Source organism: Ectopseudomonas toyotomiensis (genome assembly GCF_017167985.1).
Taxonomy (GTDB): Bacteria; Pseudomonadota; Gammaproteobacteria; order Pseudomonadales; family Pseudomonadaceae; genus Aquipseudomonas; species Aquipseudomonas toyotomiensis.
Genome location: NZ_CP070505.1, coordinates 2,373,310 through 2,389,422, shown reverse-complemented (window position 1 = coordinate 2,389,422; position 16,113 = coordinate 2,373,310). Strand labels below are relative to the sequence as shown.

Here is a 16,113-nt window from a genome sequence, read left to right as displayed (position 1 = left end):
TTGATTCCCTGAAACCCCAAAGCTAGAGCGGCCGCGGCTTTACGCCGCGGCGACGGGGCTTAATGCGCTTCGTCCCAGTTGGCGCCGACACCCACTTCCACCAACAGCGGTACGTCCAAGTCGGCGGCACCACTCATCAGGCTCTTGAGTTTGGCGCTGACCTCGTCGATCAGTTCCTCGCGTACCTCCAGCACCAGTTCGTCGTGCACCTGCAGGATGATGCGCGCGTCGATGCCGCTGTCCTGCAGCCAGCCGTCCACGGCGATCATGGCGCGCTTGATGATGTCCGCCGCCGTGCCCTGCATCGGTGCGTTGATCGCCGCGCGCTCGGCGCCCTTGCGCATGGCCTGGTTCTGCGCGTGGATTTCCGGCAGGTACAGGCGACGACCGTAGACCGTCTCGACATAGCCCTGCTCGGCAGCCTGAGCGCGGGTGCTTTCCATGTAGGTCAGCACCCCCGGATAACGGGCGAAGTAGCGGTCGATGTAGGCCTGCGCCTCCTTGCGTTCGACATCGATCTGCTTGGCCAGACCGAAGGCGCTCATGCCGTAGATCAGGCCGAAGTTGATGGCCTTGGCCTTGCGCCGCTGGTCGCTGGTCACCTCTTCCAGTGCCACACCAAACACCTCGGCAGCAGTAGCCCTGTGCACGTCCAGGTCATGGTGGAAGGCATCGAGCAGGCCTTTGTCCTTGGCCAGGTGGGCCATGATGCGCAGCTCGATCTGCGAGTAGTCCGCCGCCATCAGTTTGTAGCCCTTGGGCGCGACGAACGCTTGGCGGATGCGCCTTCCTTCGGCGGTGCGGATCGGGATGTTCTGCAGGTTCGGGTCGCTCGAGGACAGGCGGCCAGTGGCGGCCACCGCCTGGTGATAGCTGGTATGGATGCGCCCGGTACGCGGGTTGATCTGCTCCGGCAGCTTGTCGGTGTAGGTGCTCTTGAGCTTGCTCAGGGAGCGGTACTGCATCAGCACCTTGGGCAACTCGTAGTCCTGCTCGGCCAGCTCGGCGAGCACCGCCTCGGCGGTGGAGGGCTGACCTTTGGCGGTCTTGCTGATCACCGGATAACCGAGTTTCTCGTAGAGGATCACGCCCAGCTGTTTGGGCGAGGCGAGGTTGAATTCCTCGCCAGCGATTTCGAAGGCCTTGCGCTCCAGCTCCACCAGTTTTTCGCCCAGCTCGACACTTTGCTCGCCAAGCAGCTTGGCGTCGACCAGCGCGCCGTTGCGCTCGATGCGCGCCAGCACCGGCACCAGCGGGATCTCGATTTCGCGCAGCACCTTGGCCAAGGAGGGCACGGCTTCGAGGCGTCCCCAAAGCTCCTGATGCAGACGCAAGGTCACGTCGGCATCTTCGGCGGCGTAGGGGCCGGCCTGCTCCAGCGCGATCTGGTCGAAGGTCAGTTGCTTGGCGCCTTTGCCGGCGATGTCCTCGAAGCGAATGGTGCTGTGATTCAGGTACTTCAGCGCCAGGCTGTCCATGTCGTGACGGGTGGCTGTCGAGTCCAGTACATAGGATTCGAGCATGGTGTCAAAGGCCACGCCCTGCACCATGATCGGTGTGCTGGCGTTGGCCAGGACGTTGATGTCGTACTTGGCGTGCTGGCCGACCTTGGCCTTGGCCGGGTCTTCGAGGATCGGCTTGATCGCCTTGAGCACGGCATCGCGGTCGAGCTGCTGCGGCACGCCCATATAGCTATGCGCCAGCGGCACGTAGGCAGCCTCGCCGGCCTTGACCGCGAAGGACAGACCGACCAGTTGCGCCTGCTGCGCGTCGATACTGGTGGTCTCGCTGTCGAAGGCGATCAGCTCGGCCTGCTCCAGCTTCTTCAGCCAAGCGTCGAACTGTGCCTGCTCCAGCACAAGCTGGTAATCACCGGTGCTGACCGGCGCGGGCTCAGGCGTTTGCTCGGTGGCTTCGCCAGCGGGCTCAGCGAACAGATCGCCGGCCGGAGCCACAGCCTTGGCGGCCAATGTCTTGTTCTGGCGCAGCAGGTCGTCCAACCAGTTCTTGAACTCCAGCTGGCCGTACAGCTCGACCAATGCGGCTTGATCCGGCTCGCCGGGATGCAGCGATTCGATCTCGATATTCAGCGGTACGTCGGTCTTGATGGTCGCGAGCTGGTAAGAGAGATAGGCCATCTCGCGGTGTTCCTCGAGCTTGGCCGGCAGGCCCTTGGCACCACGGATCGGCAGCTCGGGCACCTTGTCGAGGTTGGCATAGAGCATATCGAGACCGCCGCCAACGCCGACCAGCAGGCCGAGGGCGGTTTTTTCACCGACGCCGGGTACGCCTGGGATGTTGTCGACCTTGTCACCCATCAGCGCCAGGTAGTCGATGATCAGCTCAGGGCCGACACCGAACTTCTCCTTTACGCCATCGGCATCGTAGACGCTTCCAGTCATGGTATTGACCAGCGTAACGTGCGGGCAGACCAGCTGCGCCATGTCCTTGTCACCGGTAGAGATGACAACGTCACGCTTTTCCCCGGCCGCCTGGCGCGCCAGGGTGCCGATCACATCGTCAGCCTCAACGCCTTCGACGCACAGCAACGGCAGCCCCAGGGCGCGCACGCTGGCGTGCAGCGGTTCGACCTGGACGCGCAACTCGTCCGGCATGGATGGCCGATTGGCCTTGTACTCGGCGAACAGCTCGTCGCGGAAGGTACCGCCCTTGGCGTCGAAAACCACGGCAAAGGGGCTGTTCGGGTACTGTTTGCGCAGGCTCTTGAGCATGTTCAACACGCCTTTTACCGCTCCGGTGGGCATGCCCTTGGAGGTGGTCAGCGGTGGCAGGGCATGGAAGGCGCGGTACAGGTACGAGGAACCGTCGACCAGAACGAGGGGAGCTTGGCTCATGCGCGGGATCAACCTTTTCGGCGGGTGCAGCATTGACAGGTAGTTGAAAAACGTGGGCGAGGCAGCCAGTGCAAGGCGCAACGACCAACGGGAGTAACAGCCAAAGGCTGGCCCGAAGGGTGAGCGCCAGCGAATCAAGCAGGCGAGGAAGCGGAGTTTACGAGTTGTAAATGAGCATTCCGAGCCTGTTTTTAACGTAGCAATGGCAACGCAGGTAGTTTTTCAGCGGCCTGTTAGAATGGCTGCATCATTGAATACAAGGAGCAAGGTTACCATGGGTACAGCCAAACGCCTTTTGCTGGTCGGCCTGCTGGCCTGTCTTCCGCTTGCTGCGCATGCCGAGGATCCGGTCTCGGGTGATCCGGACGTGACCATCCGCCAGGACGGCGACCGCACCATTCAGGAATACCGGGTCAATGGCTTCCTCTATGCCATCAAGGTCATCCCGAAGAACGGTAAACCCTACTTTCTCGTTCGCGCCGATGGCAGCGACGGCAACTTCGTACGTTCGGACGATCCGGACATGCTGATCCCCTCGTGGGAAATCTTTAGCTGGTAAGCGATTAAGGTCTGATATGTCGGTATTCACCCCCCTGGAGCGTCATGAGCTCGAAGTCTTCCTGGCGCCCTATGGGCTTGGTCGGTTGCGTGATTTCCAGGGCATTGCTGCAGGCAGCGAAAACAGTAACTTCTTCGTCAGCCTGGAGCAGGGTGAGTACGTTCTGACCCTGGTTGAACGCGGGCCAGCGGCCGACCTACCGTTCTTCATCGAACTACTCGATGTGCTGCATGATGCCGGCCTGCCGGTGCCCTACGCCCTGCGCACGCAGGATGGCGAGGCGCTGCGCAGCCTGGCAGAGAAACCGGCGCTGCTGCAGCCACGACTTTCCGGCAAGCATGTGCGCGAGGCCAACGCGCACCACTGTCAGGAAGTGGGTAGCCTGCTGGCCCGCATCCACCTGGCGACTCGCGAACAGCCGGTGGAACGTCGCAGCGACCGCGGACTGGACTGGATGCTCGCCGAAGGCCCGAGTCAGGCGCTGAAGCTCGATGAACAGGCGTTACCGCTACTGCGTAATGCGCTGCAGGAAATCGCCGAGCTGAAGCCGCGCATCCTCGCCCTGCCGCGTGCCAACCTGCATGCCGACCTGTTCCGCGACAACGTGCTGTTCGACGGCAACCACCTGGCCGGGGTGATCGACTTCTACAACGCCTGCTCGGGGCCGATGCTCTACGACCTGGCCATCACCCTCAATGACTGGTGCTCGCACGAAGACGGCAGCCTCGATGGCACTCGTGCCCGTGCGCTGCTCGGCGCTTATGCGGCGCTGCGGCCCTTCAGCGCTGCCGAGGCAGAGCTGTGGCCGGCCATGCTGCGCGTGGCCTGTGTGCGTTTCTGGCTATCGCGCCTGATCGCCGCCGAATCCTTCGCCGGGCAGGAAGTGCTGATCCATGATCCGGCAGAATTCCAGCGGCGCCTGGCACTGCGTCAGCAGGTCAACCTGCCGCTGCCGTTTGCGCTGTAGCGGGATCAATGCGTTTCGTAGGGTGGGTTAGCCGCCTGTGGAAGACTGCTGAATCACCCTCTGTTCCTGCGGCGGCGTAACCCACCGTCGGCGCAACGCCATCCATCGCCTGGTGGGTTACGCGGCGCGCCAAGTACAGCTGCGTATACGCGTCCGAGGCATTGCGCCGCTAACCCACCCTACGCGTCGTGGCCATAGCCCGGATGAATCCGGGAAATGCTGTGCCATGCAACCAGGATGATGGTGGTGCGTAGGCGCACCCCAGCGGATCAGCTACCTGAAACCAGTCCGGGAAGTTGCGCCGCCAGCTTGGCGTTGTTGATCGGCGCACGGATGAAGCCGCGCTGAGTACCATCCGGGCCGATGATCACCAGATTGCCGCTGTGGTCGACGGTGTAATTTTCCTTGCTGGTGTCAGCCGGGATGTAGGGAATGCTCACCGAATTGGCGAATTTCTGCAGGGTTTCCTCTTCGCCGGTCAGGCCTTTGAAGCCGGCATTGAAGAAGCCCAGGTACTTGCTCAGTTGCTCCGGTGTATCGCGATGCGGGTCGACGCTGACCATCACTACGTTCAGCCGCGCACGGGTCTCCTCGGGCAGTTGAGTCTGCAGCTGACGCAGCTGGGCGAGGGTCGCCGGGCAGATGTCCGGGCAGAAGGTGTAGCCGAAGAACAGCAGCGTCCAGTCGCCCTTGAGCTGATCCACCACGACCTCCTTGCCGTCCTGATCGACCAGGGTCAGCGCCGGCAGGCTGCGGTTCTGTGGCAGCAGGACGATACCGGCATCGAGCAGCGCCGCCGGATCGCCCTGGCTCTTGCTGCTCAGCACCTTGTTGACGGTTAGGCCCAGCACCAGGGCCACGATGGCGACAAGAACGAAAACCGTAGTGTGGGTACGCGTCATGAAGAGCCTTAGATATTCAGCAGCAGGTAATGGTCCGCGAGTAGCGCGATAAACAGCAGGAACAGGTACCAGATACTGTACTTGAAGGTGTTGATCGCCGCGTGCGGTTTGCTGTCACGGTACAGCACCCAGGCCCAGTGCAGGAAGCGGCCGCCCAGCAGCAAGGCGCAGACGAGGTACAGCGGCCCGCTCATGTGGATGGCGTAGGGCAACAGGGTCACTGCGAACATCACCAGGGTGTAGAGCAGGATATGCACCTTGGTGTAGTGCTCGCCGTGGGTCACCGGCAGCATGGGGATGTCGGCCTTGGCGTATTCGGCCTTGCGGTGGATGGCCAGCGCCCAGAAATGCGGCGGCGTCCAGGCGAAGATGATCAATACCAGCAGCAGCGGCTCGGCACTCAGGTGACCGGTGACGGCAACCCAGCCCAGCAGCGGTGGGGCAGCACCCGCCAGGCCGCCAATAACGATGTTCTGCGGCGTGGCGCGCTTGAGAAAGCCGGTGTAGATCACCGCATAACCGAGCAGTGAAGCGAGGGTCAGCCAGGCGGCCAACTCATTGGTGAACACCATCAGCAGGCTCATGCCGGCGATGGCCAGCAGCAGCGCGAAGGCCAGCGCCGCCACCGGCGAGACACGTCCGGCGGTGACCGGACGTTTGTGCGTGCGCGCCATGATCGAGTCGATGCGCCGATCCACCACATGGTTGACCGCAGCCGCCGCGCCGGCGCACAGGCCAATGCCGAGGTTGCCGAACAGCAGCACGGTCCAGGGCACACCGGCTCGGGTAGCGAGGAACATGCCGACCAGCGAGGTGATCAGCATCAGCATCACCACCCGCGGTTTGGTCAGCTCCAGATAGTCGCGCCAGGTGGCGTGTTCGGAGTGAGCTCGCAGCATTGTCGCCATGGCATTGCTCCTTGATTCGTTATTTACCGGCCTTGAACCAGACCGTTGGAAACCAGAGTCGTGCGCCTGCCCGCCAGACCGGATGCTTCGCGAGTCGCCGCGGAAACAGCCCTCAGGCGATAGTTGATCAGCACCATCACCAGCAGCAGAGCAGCGCCACCTGCGTTGTGCGCCACCGCCACCAGCAGCGGCAGATGGAAGATCACGTTGCTGATGCCCAAGCCAACCTGCACGGCCAGCGCCAGCAGCAACAGACCGGCCAGGCGCGGTAGCTTGGCAATGCGCAGTTGCCAGGCCAGTGCCAACAGCGCCAGCGTTACCAGCAGCGCCCCGATGCGATGGCTCATGTGAATGGCGGTGCGCGCATCACTGTCGAGTTGTCCGCCCAGGTAGTTGGGACCGATATGCTGGGTCAGATGAAAGCCCTTGCCGAAATCCATCGCCGGCCACCACTCGCCATGACAGGTGGGCAGGTCGACGCAGGCGACAGCGGCGTAGTTGGAGCTGACCCAGCCGCCGAGGGTGATCTGCCCGATCACCAAAAGCAGGCACGCCGCCGCCAATGTCCGCAGGTGTCCTGGCAGCTGCAGCGGGGCGAATCGCCCAGACAGACGCAACGTGAGCAAGGTCAGCAGGCTGAGCGTGGCGAAGCCGCCGAGCAGATGAGCAGTGACCACCTGCGGCCAAAGTTGCAGGGTGACCGTCCACATGCCGAAGGCGCCCTGCAGGATCACCAGCGCCAGAATCGCCAGCGGCAGCTTGAGCGGCTGGGCTGGCTCCGCACGACGGCGCACGGCCTGGGCAGCAATGACGAGGATCACCAGGCCCAGGGCGCCGGCGAAGTAGCGATGGATCATCTCGTACCAGCCCTTGGCGACCTCTACCGGGGCCTCGGGAAAACGTGCTTCGGCGATGGCCTGCTTGTGCTCGCTCATCGGCACGCCGAGAAAGCCGTAGCAACCCGGCCAATCCGGACAACCCAGACCGGCATGGGTCAGTCGGGTGTAGGCACCTAGCAGCACCACCACCACGGTCAGGAGGGTCGCGAACAACGCTAGACGGTAACCGGGCTTGTGCATGTCTACTCCTTGGGCACTGGGCCTGACGCTCTGTCGATATGGACAGAGCGCGGCGTCAACCGATCAGGGAAATTTTCAGCAGGTAGCGCAGATCATCGAGAATGGCCTTGCCCTTGCTGCCGGCCGGATAGCGCAGCACCAGGTTACCGTGTGGATCGACCAGCCACAGCTGTGCACCCGGTACCGCCTCGGCGGCCTTGTCGTAGGCCTGCAGATCCAGCTGATAGCGTCCAAGCTGCGGGTACTCGCGCTTGAGCGTGGCGTCGTACTCGGCCGGCAGTGGTTCGGCCAGCGCCAGGCCGTGACTGGCGCGGGCGGTCTCGCGGTTGAGGCCGATCTGGATCTGCCGCGCCAGATAGACCAGCTGCTGGCAGTCGGCCTCACAGGCTCCCGGCGCCGTCACCAGAATCTGCCAGCGCGGCTCGACTTCACCCTGTACGCCGAGGTCGGCGAGGGTGCGCCCATCGCCGATCAGCACACCGTGGTAGCTGCGCGTTTCCGGCACCCAGAAGCGCCACTGGTACATGGCACTGGCCAGGAACATCGGGCCGATGGCAATGGCCAGGATCAACAACAACTGCAGGCGCCCACGCGCCTTGCGCGGTGCCTCAGGCATGGCGATGGCTGGGTTCATGACGACGCTCCCGTGCATTGTGAATTCCGAGATAGATGAACAGACCAAGCAGCGCGGCAGCCAAGGAGAACCACTGCACCGCATAGCCCAGATGCTTGCTGGGACTCATGGCCACGATTGGCCAGTCGACGCGATAACTGGCCGGCCCGGACTCCAGGCGCACCTCGAAAGGCAGGCCGCCACGGCCCAGCTGACGCCAGAGGCTGTCGGCCTCGACCTGCGTGATCAGTCGCGGCCAACCTTCGGATGCCGCGCCGGATCGCAAATTCAAACCGCCAGAAGGCGCCACGTAGACCCAGGCCGTGAGCTGCAGCATGCCGTCAGGCGTATCGAAGTGCGGCAGCGTGCGCCGGTCCGGCCAGGGTAGCCAGCCGCGGTTGAGCAACACCCAGAGGCCACTGGACTGATCGTAAAAAGGCTGCAGCAACTCGACACCGGCATGACCATCACGGATGCGACTGTCCAGCAGCAGGCTGTACTCGGTATCGAAATGTCCACGCAATTGGACGCGGCGGTAGGCGGGATCATGCATGGGCTCGAGCTGCTCGAGACTGATCGGCTCGGCCTGGCGCCGCGCCTCGAAGCTGGCCAGCAACTGATGCTTCTCATCGCCACGCTGCAGCTGCCAGAAGCCCAGCCAGAGCAACCCCGGCAGCAGCAGGGCAACCAGCACGCTGGGCAACCACCCGGGACGGAAGGCGCTCATTGCGCCCTGCCGTTACGATCGGGGTTGCTGGCTATACTGCATCGCATCACTCGAATCCCCCGGAGTCTCACATGCTCAAGGCCGCGATCGTCCTCATGCTGCTGGCAACCATCGCCAGCCTGTTCAGCGGCCTGTTCTTCCTGGTCAAGGACGAGGGCCATGGTTCCCGCGTGGTTGGCGCGCTGACTGTCCGTGTCGGCCTGACCGCCATTACCGTTGCCCTGGTCGCCTGGGGCTTCTACTCAGGGCAATTGGTGTCCCACGTTACGTGGTAGCCCCCACTACAGTACGTAGACGAAGACGAACAACCCCAGCCAGACCACATCGACGAAGTGCCAATACCAGGCGGCCGCCTCGAAGCCGAAGTGCTGATCGGCGTCGAAATGCCCGCGCGTGATGCGCACCAGCATCACGATCAGGATGATGGTGCCCAAGGTCACATGCGCGCCGTGGAAGCCGGTGAGCATGAAGAAGGTGGCGCCGTAGATGCCTGAGCCCAGGGTCAGCCCCAGCTCGGTATAGGCCTCGATGTATTCCTCGACCTGAAAGAACAGGAACGCCAGGGCGAGGACGATGGTCGCCGCCAGCCAGGCCTTGAGCGGGCCACGGTGGTTCTTCTTCAGCGCGTGGTGAGCCAGGGTGATGGTGAAGCTGGATGACACCAGCAAGATGGTGTTGACCAGCGGCAGGTGCCAGGGGTCGATCACTCCGGTTGGCGGCGGGAACAGCTTGGAGTCGGGGTTCTGCAGCAGCGGCCAGCTGTATTCGAAACCTTCCCAGAGCATGTTGGCCACGCCCTTGGAACCCTCACCGCCGAGCCAGGGCCCAGACCACATGCGGATGTAGAACAGCGCACCGAAGAAGGCGGCGAAGAACATCACCTCGGAGAAGATGAACCAGCTCATGCCCCAGCGGAAGGAGCGGTCCATCTGCGCGCTGTACAGACCGCTGCGGCTTTCCTTGATGACGTTACCGAACCAGCCGAACAGCATCCAGGCCAGGATCAGCCCGCCGACGAAGAAGATCAGCGGTCCGTTGGACCCTTCGCGACCTGCCGACAGATCGTTGAACCAGGTGCCGACACCGTAGAAGCTGACCAGCAGACCGATGCTGGCGACGATGGGCCACTTGCTCTGCGCCGGTACGTAATAGTTCTCGTGAATTTCGTGACTCGACATTGTTGTTCTCCTTATGGAGCCTGTGCCACTGGCGGTTTGCGCGCGGTGATATCGAACAGGGTGTAGCCCAAGGTCAGGTGCTTCACATCCTTGGGTAGATCCCTGTCGACGATGAAGCGCACCGGCATTTCGATGCGCTCGCCCGGTTGCAACACCTGCTGGGTAAAGCAGAAACACTCGGTCTTGTGAAAGAAGGCCGCCGCCTTCGAGGGCGATACGCTAGGAATCGCCTGCGCGCTCATCGGCTGGTCGCTGGGGTTGTAAGCGACGAACAGCATGTCGCGCGCCTCGCCCGGGTGAACCAGGATCTCGTCAGCCTGCGGGCCGAACTCCCAGACCATGCCGGCGGCGTTGGTGGCGAGAAACTGCACGCGCACCTGACGCTGCTCATCCACCATTTGCTCGCCCTGGTAGGCTCCGGCCGTCTTGCCGTTGATACCGAACACCCGGCACATGGCGTCGTAGAACGGCGGCAGGATGAAGATGCCGAAGCAGAACATCACCACCACCACGAGCAGCAGACGGGTAACCAGGCGACGAGTCGCGATGACCTCGCTCACGGCAGACCTCCTATTTCACTTCCGGTGGCGTGCTGAAGGTGTGATAGGGCGCCGGTGACGGTACCGTCCACTCCAGGCCTTCGGCACCGTCCCAGGGTTTGGCCGGGGCCGGCTTGCCGCCACGGATGCACTTGATGACGATGAACAGGAACAGCAGCTGTGTGGCCCCGAACATGAAGGCCCCGATGCTGGAGACCATGTTGAAGTTGGCGAACATCATGTTGTAGTCCGGGATGCGCCGCGGCATGCCAGCCAGGCCAACGAAGTGCATCGGGAAAAACGCCAGGTTCATGCCGATGAAGCTCATCCAGAAATGCAGCTTGGCCAGGGTTTCGTCGTACATGTGGCCGGTCCATTTCGGCAGCCAGTAGTAGGCCGAGGCGAAGATGCCGAAGATCGCACCGGGTACCAGCACGTAGTGGAAGTGCGCCACCACGAAGTAGGTGTCGTGGTACTGGAAGTCCGCCGGGGCGATGGCCAGCATCAGCCCGGAGAAGCCGCCGATGGTGAAGAGGATGACGAAGGCCACCGAGAACAGCATCGGCGCTTCGAAAGTCATCGAGCCCTGCCACATGGTGCTGGCCCAGTTGAACACCTTCACCCCGGTGGGCACGGCGATCAGCATGGTGGCGTACATGAAGAACAGCTCGCCGGTCAGCGGGATGCCGACGGTGAACATGTGGTGCGCCCAGACGATGAACGACAGAAAGGCGATCGCCGCCGTGGCGTAGACCATCGAGGTGTAGCCGAACAGCGGCTTGCGCGCGAAGGCCGGGATGATCGAGCTGACCGCGCCGAAGGCGGGCAGGATCATGATGTACACCTCGGGGTGGCCGAAGAACCAGAACACGTGCTGGAACAGGACCGGGTCACCACCACCAGCGGCGTTGAAGAAGCTGGTGCCGAAATGGATGTCCATCAGCATCATGGTCACGCAGCCAGCCAGTACCGGCATCACCGCGATCAGCAGGAAGGCGGTGATCAACCAGGTCCAGACGAACAGCGGCATCTTCATCAGGGTCATGCCGGGGGCGCGCAGGTTGAGAATGGTGGCGACCACGTTGATCGCTCCCATGATCGAACTGATGCCCATCAGGTGCACGGCGAAGATGAAGAAGGTGGTGCTCTCCGGCCCATAGGTGGTCGATAGCGGGGCATAGAAGGTCCAGCCGAAGTTGGGCCCGCCACCTTCCATGAACAGCGTCGAGACCAGCAGACCGAAGGCCGCCGGCAACAGCCAGAAGCTGAAGTTGTTCATCCGTGGCAGGGCCATGTCCGGCGCGCCGATCATCAGCGGGATCATCCAGTTGGCCAGGCCGACGAACGCCGGCATCACCGCACCGAAGACCATGATCAGGCCGTGCATGGTGGTCATCTGGTTGAAGAATTCCGGCTGCACGATCTGCAGGCCCGGCTGGAACAGCTCGGCGCGGATGACCATGGCCATCGAGCCGCCCAGCAGGAACATGCAGAAGCTGAACCACAGGTACATCGTGCCGATGTCCTTGTGGTTGGTGGTCAGTACCCAGCGCATCAGGCCCTTGGCCGGGCCATGGTGGTGGTCAGTATGACCGTGGTCGATCACTGCACTCATGTCCTTACTCCTGCGCCTTGGAGAAATCGAGAATGTCCTTGGGCGTGACCATGTCACCGACATTGTTGCCCCAGGCGTTGCGCTCGTAGGTGATGATGGCGGCCAGGTCGACCGGCGACAGCTGCTTACCGAAGGCGGCCATTGAGGTGCCCGGCTTGCCGTTGTAGACGATGTCGATATGCCCCTCGGCTGGCCCCTTGGCGATGGCCGAGCCCTTGAGCGCCGGGAACATCGGTGGCAAACCTTCCCCGGTAGGCTGGTGGCAGGCAGCGCAGGCAGTGACGTAGGCCTTCTCGCCACGCGCCATCAGCTCTTCCATGGTCCATTCCTTGCTGGTCAGCTCACGCTCGGCGGCGGCGGCCTCCTTGCGCTCGGCCAGCCAGGCATCGAAGTCTTCCTTGGACTTGGCCTCGACCACCACCGGCATGAAGCCGTGGTCCTTGCCGCACAGCTCGGTGCACTGGCCACGGTAGATGCCGGGTTCCTCGATGCGCGTCCAGGATTCGTTGATGAAGCCGGGGATGGCGTCCTTCTTCACCGCCAGTGCCGGCACCCACCAGGAGTGGATGACATCGGCGGCGGTGATCAGGAAGCGCACCTTGGTGCCCACCGGCACCACCAGTGGCTCATCGACTTCCAGCAGGTAGTGTTCGCCCTTGGCTTCGCGGTTGTTGATCTGCGAGCGCGGCGTGGTCAGGTTGCTGAAGAACTCGACGTCCTGACCCAGGTATTTGTAGTGCCACTTCCATTGGTAGCCAGTGACCTGGATATCCAGCTCGGACTCGGAAGTGTCGTAGATCTCGATCAGCGTCTTGGTCGCCGGGATCGCCATCACCACCAGGATGGCCAGCGGCACTACGGTCCAGAGAATCTCGACGGTGGTGCTTTCGTGAAAATGCGCGGGTTTCTGGCCGGTGGAGCGGCGGTGCATGATCATCGACCAGAACATGGCGCCGAAGACGATCACACCGATCACAACGCAGATCCAGAAAATGGTCATGTGCAGATCGAAGACGGAGCGGCTGACGTCGGTTACACCGGGCGCCATATTGACCGTCCACTGCGCGTGCGCCGAGCCTAATGCCAGCCACAGCAGGAGGCCCATCCAGACTCGTGGATGTCGCATCATTGCGGGTTCCCCTTGATTGTTCTTTTTATCCCGCCGGCTGAGCCTGCGGCTAAGGGATCGACTGCCATAGAGCGACAAGGCGGACTCACTGTCCGCGCACCGCGCTCAACTGCTGGCGACTACTGCCGAAACCTCTCCGTGCCTGAGCTCGTCCGGTTCCATCAGGTACTGCCTTTCGAACTCGAGTATAGACGGCGAGTTTCACCTCGCAACGTGCGTGCAAAAATGGCCGAAGGCGCGCAGGCCTTGTCCTAAACGCCCCGACTGACGCGGGGTGTAGCCGTTCTGATACATGTCGTTATAGCTAACTCGCATAAGTATGAAAAAATTATGACAATCGCGTCTTAGCCAAGCCGAACGGCCGGCTAATGTTCACGCCCATGTCCTGAAATGTAGGAGCCGTCATGAACACCGCTGCCCTTCGTCAATTGATCGCTCAGGCTCGCCAGCAGGAAAGCGGCAGCCAGGCTCTCTCGCGCTTGCTGCAGACTCAGCTGGAGCGCCTGCACCCGGCCATCCGCCTGCCTGAGGAGAATGCGCCAGGGGCACTGAGCGCATTCGTCATCGCCTATATCGAGGAGGTGCCGGATGTGCTCGACGCCGCTGCCGAGGTCGCGCGCGAAGCGGGAATCGAGGCTGCGGTGAAACCGGTGCTGAAGATCGCCGAGCATTTCTTCCTGCAGCCACCGGCACTGATGGAGGGGCACGAAGGACTCGAAGGCCTGCTCGACGAGGCCTATCTGGCTCATCGCCTGGTGGAAGAGGTCAATGACCGCTATATCGCCCACCTCGGCCAGCCACTGATCCCGCTGGATACCACCCGCGCCAATCTGATCGCCCACCAGCTGATTGGCGAACCCTTTGCCAACCAGCTCGACGAAGCCGTGCATCATGCCCTGACCGGTATGCTCGATGACGCCAGCTTCGACCAGCCCTCGGTGCAGGCCTACCGCGAGCGCCTGGCGGCGCCGGACACCGCATCGGCCTGGCAGCGCTGGCCCTGCCTGTCACAGCAACTGGGCGTGGAACTGCAGCTCAAGAGCTGATCGCCAGCAGGATCAGCGACAGGGTCAGCAGCGAACCGAGGGTGGAAAACAGGATCGCCCGCGACACCAGCGCCGCCTGGCGCTGGTAATACTCGGCCAGCATGAACGGCCCGGTGCCCGTTGGCAGCGCGCTGAGCAGCAACGCGGCATGCGCCCAGAACGGTGGCAGGTCGAGCAGCACAAAAGCGATGAACCAGGTCACCAACGGTTGCAGCACCAGCTTGAGCGCCACCAGCGGCCAGGCGCCTTCGCTCGGCCCGCTCTGCCGCTGCGCCAGGAACAACCCCAGCGACACCAGCGCACAGGGCACCGTGGCCGCGCCGAGCAGACGCAGAAACTCGTCCAGTGCCGCGGGCATCTGCACGCCACCAAAGGCCCAGGCAGCACCGAGTAGTGGCGCGACCACCAGCGGGTTCTTCAACAGCGCGGTGACCACCTGCACGATGGCGCCACCCAAACCCTTCTTGCTCTGCAAGCCCACCTCGATGCACACCACCGCCAGGCCGAACAGCACGCAGACCACCAGCAGCGAGGCGATCAGCGCGGGCGCCATGCCGTCCTCACCCAGTACAAGCACGCACAGTGGAATGCCGATATAGCCGGTATTGGCATAACCGGCACTGAGCCCATCGATGCTGGCGTCGACCAGGCTGCCGGTGGTTTTCCAGCGGTATGCCAGGGTGACCAGAAACACCGCGAGCATGCCGCCGGTGAAGGCGAGCAGGAAACCGGGCTGCCAGATCTGCGCCCAGTCGGCCTTGGCCGTGAGGCTGAAGAGCAGGGCCGGCAGGCCGAGCCAAACCACGAAGCGATTCATCTCCGATGCCGCGGTCGGCCCCAGGCGATTGGTTCGCCGGCAGATGTAGCCGACCAGGATCAGACCGAAGATCGGCAGCAGCACATTGAGAACGGTGGACATCGAACTACGCCAACGACAGGGGAGGACCGAGCCTAGGGGGGCCGGCCGCTCAGGGCAAGTCATGGGCTGTGATTCGTGTCCGTCAACGGGCGTCTAGCTCAGACTGCCGGGCAGTGCCCGACGCCCTCGCGAGCCTGAACATGCAAGCGTTGTTGAACGAAATTCTCGATGAAGTCCGCCCACTGATCGGCCAGGGCAAGGTGGCCGACTACATTCCCGCACTGGCCAGCGTGGCGCCCGACCAATTGGGCATCGCCGTGTATGGCAACGACGGCCAGGTGCATGTCGCCGGCGATGCGCGTACACCCTTCTCCATCCAGAGCATTTCCAAGGTGTTCAGCCTGGTCCAGGCCATCGGCCACAGCGGCGAAAGCATCTGGCAGCGCCTCGGCCACGAGCCGTCCGGGCAGCCGTTCAACTCGCTGGTGCAGCTGGAATTCGAGCGTGGCAAGCCGCGCAACCCGTTCATCAACGCCGGCGCCCTGGTGATCTGCGACATCAACCAGTCGCGCTACGCCGCACCGGCGCTGTCGATGCGCGACTTCGTCCGGCGCCTGTCGGGCAACCCCGAGGTCACGGTAGACAACCATGTCGCCGAGTCGGAGTACCAGCACCGTGCGCGTAACGCGGCGGCGGCCTACCTGATGCAGTCGTTCGGCAATTTCCACAATGAAGTCGAGGCCGTGCTGCGCAGCTACTTCAGCTGCTGCGCGCTGCGCATGAGCTGCGTCGACCTGGCGCGTGCCTTCGGTTTCCTTGCCAATGAAGGCTTCTGCCAGCACAGCGGCGAGCAGGTGCTGTCGCCCAGGCAGACCAAGCAGATCAACGCCATCATGGCCACCAGTGGGCTGTACGACGAGGCCGGCAACTTCGCCTACCGCGTCGGCCTGCCGGGCAAGAGCGGCGTCGGCGGCGGTATCGTCGCGGTAGTACCAGGGCAGTTCAGTGTGTGCGTATGGTCACCGGAGCTCAATGCAGCAGGTAACTCCCTGGCCGGGATCAAGGCGCTGGAGCTGCTCAGCGAGCGCATCGGCTGGTCGGTATTCTGATTCGATAGGGTATGGTCGCAGCAGGCCG

The 16,113-nt window shown here is 63.0% G+C and carries 16 protein-coding genes; 5 read left to right on the top strand and 11 right to left on the bottom strand.

Going from position 1 to position 16,113, the window contains the following annotated elements; genetic code table 11:
* Positions 1-59: 59 nt before the first annotated feature.
* Complete coding sequence (gene polA, locus JWV26_RS10995) at positions 60-2,855, bottom strand: DNA polymerase I (RefSeq protein ID WP_206419051.1); 2,796 nt, start codon at positions 2,853-2,855, stop codon at positions 60-62.
* A gap of 274 nt (positions 2,856-3,129) precedes the next feature.
* Here polA and JWV26_RS10990 point away from each other — a divergent pair, with 274 nt between their 5' ends.
* Together JWV26_RS10990 and JWV26_RS10985 are read left to right on the top strand one after the other, a co-directional pair.
* Positions 3,130-3,414: a DUF2782 domain-containing protein gene (locus JWV26_RS10990; RefSeq protein ID WP_013713325.1), complete on the top strand. Its 285-nt coding sequence runs from the start codon at positions 3,130-3,132 to the stop codon at positions 3,412-3,414.
* A gap of 16 nt (positions 3,415-3,430) precedes the next feature.
* Positions 3,431-4,381, top strand: a complete 951-nt coding sequence (locus tag JWV26_RS10985) for a homoserine kinase (protein WP_206419050.1) — start codon at positions 3,431-3,433, stop codon at positions 4,379-4,381.
* Between the two features lie 269 nt (positions 4,382-4,650).
* Here the strand turns inward: JWV26_RS10985 and JWV26_RS10980 are convergent, their stop codons facing one another.
* From JWV26_RS10980 to JWV26_RS10960, 5 genes are read right to left on the bottom strand one after another with little or no spacing between them, the layout of a single operon-like run.
* Positions 4,651-5,283, bottom strand: coding sequence for an SCO family protein (locus JWV26_RS10980; RefSeq protein WP_074915417.1), 633 nt, complete (start codon positions 5,281-5,283; stop codon positions 4,651-4,653).
* Between the two features lie 8 nt (positions 5,284-5,291).
* Positions 5,292-6,191, bottom strand: coding sequence for a heme o synthase (gene cyoE / locus JWV26_RS10975; RefSeq protein WP_021487550.1), 900 nt, complete (start codon positions 6,189-6,191; stop codon positions 5,292-5,294).
* Positions 6,192-6,214: 23 nt separating this feature from the next.
* The gene (locus tag JWV26_RS10970) at positions 6,215-7,270 is read right to left on the bottom strand and encodes a COX15/CtaA family protein (protein WP_072423677.1); all 1,056 of its coding nucleotides are present in this window, start codon (positions 7,268-7,270) and stop codon (positions 6,215-6,217) included.
* Between the two features lie 55 nt (positions 7,271-7,325).
* Complete coding sequence (locus JWV26_RS10965; RefSeq protein ID WP_196457364.1) at positions 7,326-7,904, bottom strand: hypothetical protein; 579 nt, start codon at positions 7,902-7,904, stop codon at positions 7,326-7,328.
* Positions 7,879-8,610, bottom strand: coding sequence for an SURF1 family protein (locus JWV26_RS10960; RefSeq protein WP_206419049.1), 732 nt, complete (start codon positions 8,608-8,610; stop codon positions 7,879-7,881). Before JWV26_RS10960 ends, JWV26_RS10965 begins: the two co-directional genes overlap by 26 nt.
* A 71-nt stretch (positions 8,611-8,681) precedes the next feature.
* On the opposite strand from JWV26_RS10960, the gene JWV26_RS10955 reads away from it, so the two are divergent.
* The gene (locus JWV26_RS10955) at positions 8,682-8,885 is read left to right on the top strand and encodes a twin transmembrane helix small protein (protein ID WP_021487546.1); all 204 of its coding nucleotides are present in this window, start codon (positions 8,682-8,684) and stop codon (positions 8,883-8,885) included.
* 6 nt (positions 8,886-8,891) lie between these two features.
* On the opposite strand, the gene JWV26_RS10950 is transcribed toward JWV26_RS10955, so the two are convergent.
* From JWV26_RS10950 to coxB, 4 genes are read right to left on the bottom strand one after another with little or no spacing between them, the layout of a single operon-like run.
* Positions 8,892-9,788 (bottom strand): cytochrome c oxidase subunit 3, encoded by an 897-nt coding sequence (locus JWV26_RS10950; protein ID WP_206419048.1) that lies wholly within the window; start codon positions 9,786-9,788, stop codon positions 8,892-8,894.
* 11 nt (positions 9,789-9,799) lie between these two features.
* Positions 9,800-10,348 carry a cytochrome c oxidase assembly protein gene (locus JWV26_RS10945; RefSeq protein ID WP_021487544.1) on the bottom strand — a complete coding sequence of 183 codons (549 nt, stop codon included), beginning with the start codon at positions 10,346-10,348 and terminating at the stop codon, positions 9,800-9,802.
* A gap of 10 nt (positions 10,349-10,358) precedes the next feature.
* On the bottom strand, positions 10,359-11,942 hold the full coding sequence (gene ctaD, locus JWV26_RS10940; RefSeq protein ID WP_072423682.1) for a cytochrome c oxidase subunit I: 1,584 nt from the start codon (positions 11,940-11,942) through the stop codon (positions 10,359-10,361).
* Positions 11,943-11,946: 4 nt separating this feature from the next.
* Positions 11,947-13,071, bottom strand: coding sequence for a cytochrome c oxidase subunit II (coxB, locus tag JWV26_RS10935; RefSeq protein WP_031306288.1), 1,125 nt, complete (start codon positions 13,069-13,071; stop codon positions 11,947-11,949).
* Between the two features lie 404 nt (positions 13,072-13,475).
* On the opposite strand from coxB, the gene JWV26_RS10930 reads away from it, so the two are divergent.
* Positions 13,476-14,117, top strand: a complete 642-nt coding sequence (locus tag JWV26_RS10930) for a hypothetical protein (protein ID WP_072423683.1) — start codon at positions 13,476-13,478, stop codon at positions 14,115-14,117.
* On the opposite strand, the gene JWV26_RS10925 is transcribed toward JWV26_RS10930, so the two are convergent.
* Positions 14,107-15,036, bottom strand: coding sequence for an AEC family transporter (locus JWV26_RS10925; protein ID WP_072423684.1), 930 nt, complete (start codon positions 15,034-15,036; stop codon positions 14,107-14,109). The genes JWV26_RS10930 and JWV26_RS10925 overlap by 11 nt on opposite strands.
* 140 nt (positions 15,037-15,176) lie before the next feature.
* On the opposite strand from JWV26_RS10925, the gene glsB reads away from it, so the two are divergent.
* The gene (glsB, locus tag JWV26_RS10920) at positions 15,177-16,085 is read left to right on the top strand and encodes a glutaminase B (protein WP_072423685.1); all 909 of its coding nucleotides are present in this window, start codon (positions 15,177-15,179) and stop codon (positions 16,083-16,085) included.
* The last annotated feature ends 28 nt before the right edge of the window (positions 16,086-16,113 follow it).

What these genes read in the sequence shown, in the direction of transcription:
- polA (WP_206419051.1), bottom strand. Translation starts at nt 2,855, where the DNA reads ATGAGCCAAGCTCCCCTCGTTCTGGTCGACGGTTCCTCGTACCTGTAC.
- JWV26_RS10990 (WP_013713325.1), top strand. Translation starts at nt 3,130, where the DNA reads ATGGGTACAGCCAAACGCCTTTTGCTGGTCGGCCTGCTGGCCTGTCTT.
- JWV26_RS10985 (WP_206419050.1), top strand. Translation starts at nt 3,431, where the DNA reads ATGTCGGTATTCACCCCCCTGGAGCGTCATGAGCTCGAAGTCTTCCTG.
- JWV26_RS10980 (WP_074915417.1), bottom strand. Translation starts at nt 5,283, where the DNA reads ATGACGCGTACCCACACTACGGTTTTCGTTCTTGTCGCCATCGTGGCC.
- cyoE (WP_021487550.1), bottom strand. Translation starts at nt 6,191, where the DNA reads ATGGCGACAATGCTGCGAGCTCACTCCGAACACGCCACCTGGCGCGAC.
- JWV26_RS10970 (WP_072423677.1), bottom strand. Translation starts at nt 7,270, where the DNA reads ATGCACAAGCCCGGTTACCGTCTAGCGTTGTTCGCGACCCTCCTGACC.
- JWV26_RS10965 (WP_196457364.1), bottom strand. Translation starts at nt 7,904, where the DNA reads ATGAACCCAGCCATCGCCATGCCTGAGGCACCGCGCAAGGCGCGTGGG.
- JWV26_RS10960 (WP_206419049.1), bottom strand. Translation starts at nt 8,610, where the DNA reads ATGAGCGCCTTCCGTCCCGGGTGGTTGCCCAGCGTGCTGGTTGCCCTG.
- JWV26_RS10955 (WP_021487546.1), top strand. Translation starts at nt 8,682, where the DNA reads ATGCTCAAGGCCGCGATCGTCCTCATGCTGCTGGCAACCATCGCCAGC.
- JWV26_RS10950 (WP_206419048.1), bottom strand. Translation starts at nt 9,788, where the DNA reads ATGTCGAGTCACGAAATTCACGAGAACTATTACGTACCGGCGCAGAGC.
- ctaD (WP_072423682.1), bottom strand. Translation starts at nt 11,942, where the DNA reads ATGAGTGCAGTGATCGACCACGGTCATACTGACCACCACCATGGCCCG.
- coxB (WP_031306288.1), bottom strand. Translation starts at nt 13,071, where the DNA reads ATGATGCGACATCCACGAGTCTGGATGGGCCTCCTGCTGTGGCTGGCA.
- JWV26_RS10930 (WP_072423683.1), top strand. Translation starts at nt 13,476, where the DNA reads ATGAACACCGCTGCCCTTCGTCAATTGATCGCTCAGGCTCGCCAGCAG.
- JWV26_RS10925 (WP_072423684.1), bottom strand. Translation starts at nt 15,036, where the DNA reads ATGTCCACCGTTCTCAATGTGCTGCTGCCGATCTTCGGTCTGATCCTG.
- glsB (WP_072423685.1), top strand. Translation starts at nt 15,177, where the DNA reads ATGCAAGCGTTGTTGAACGAAATTCTCGATGAAGTCCGCCCACTGATC.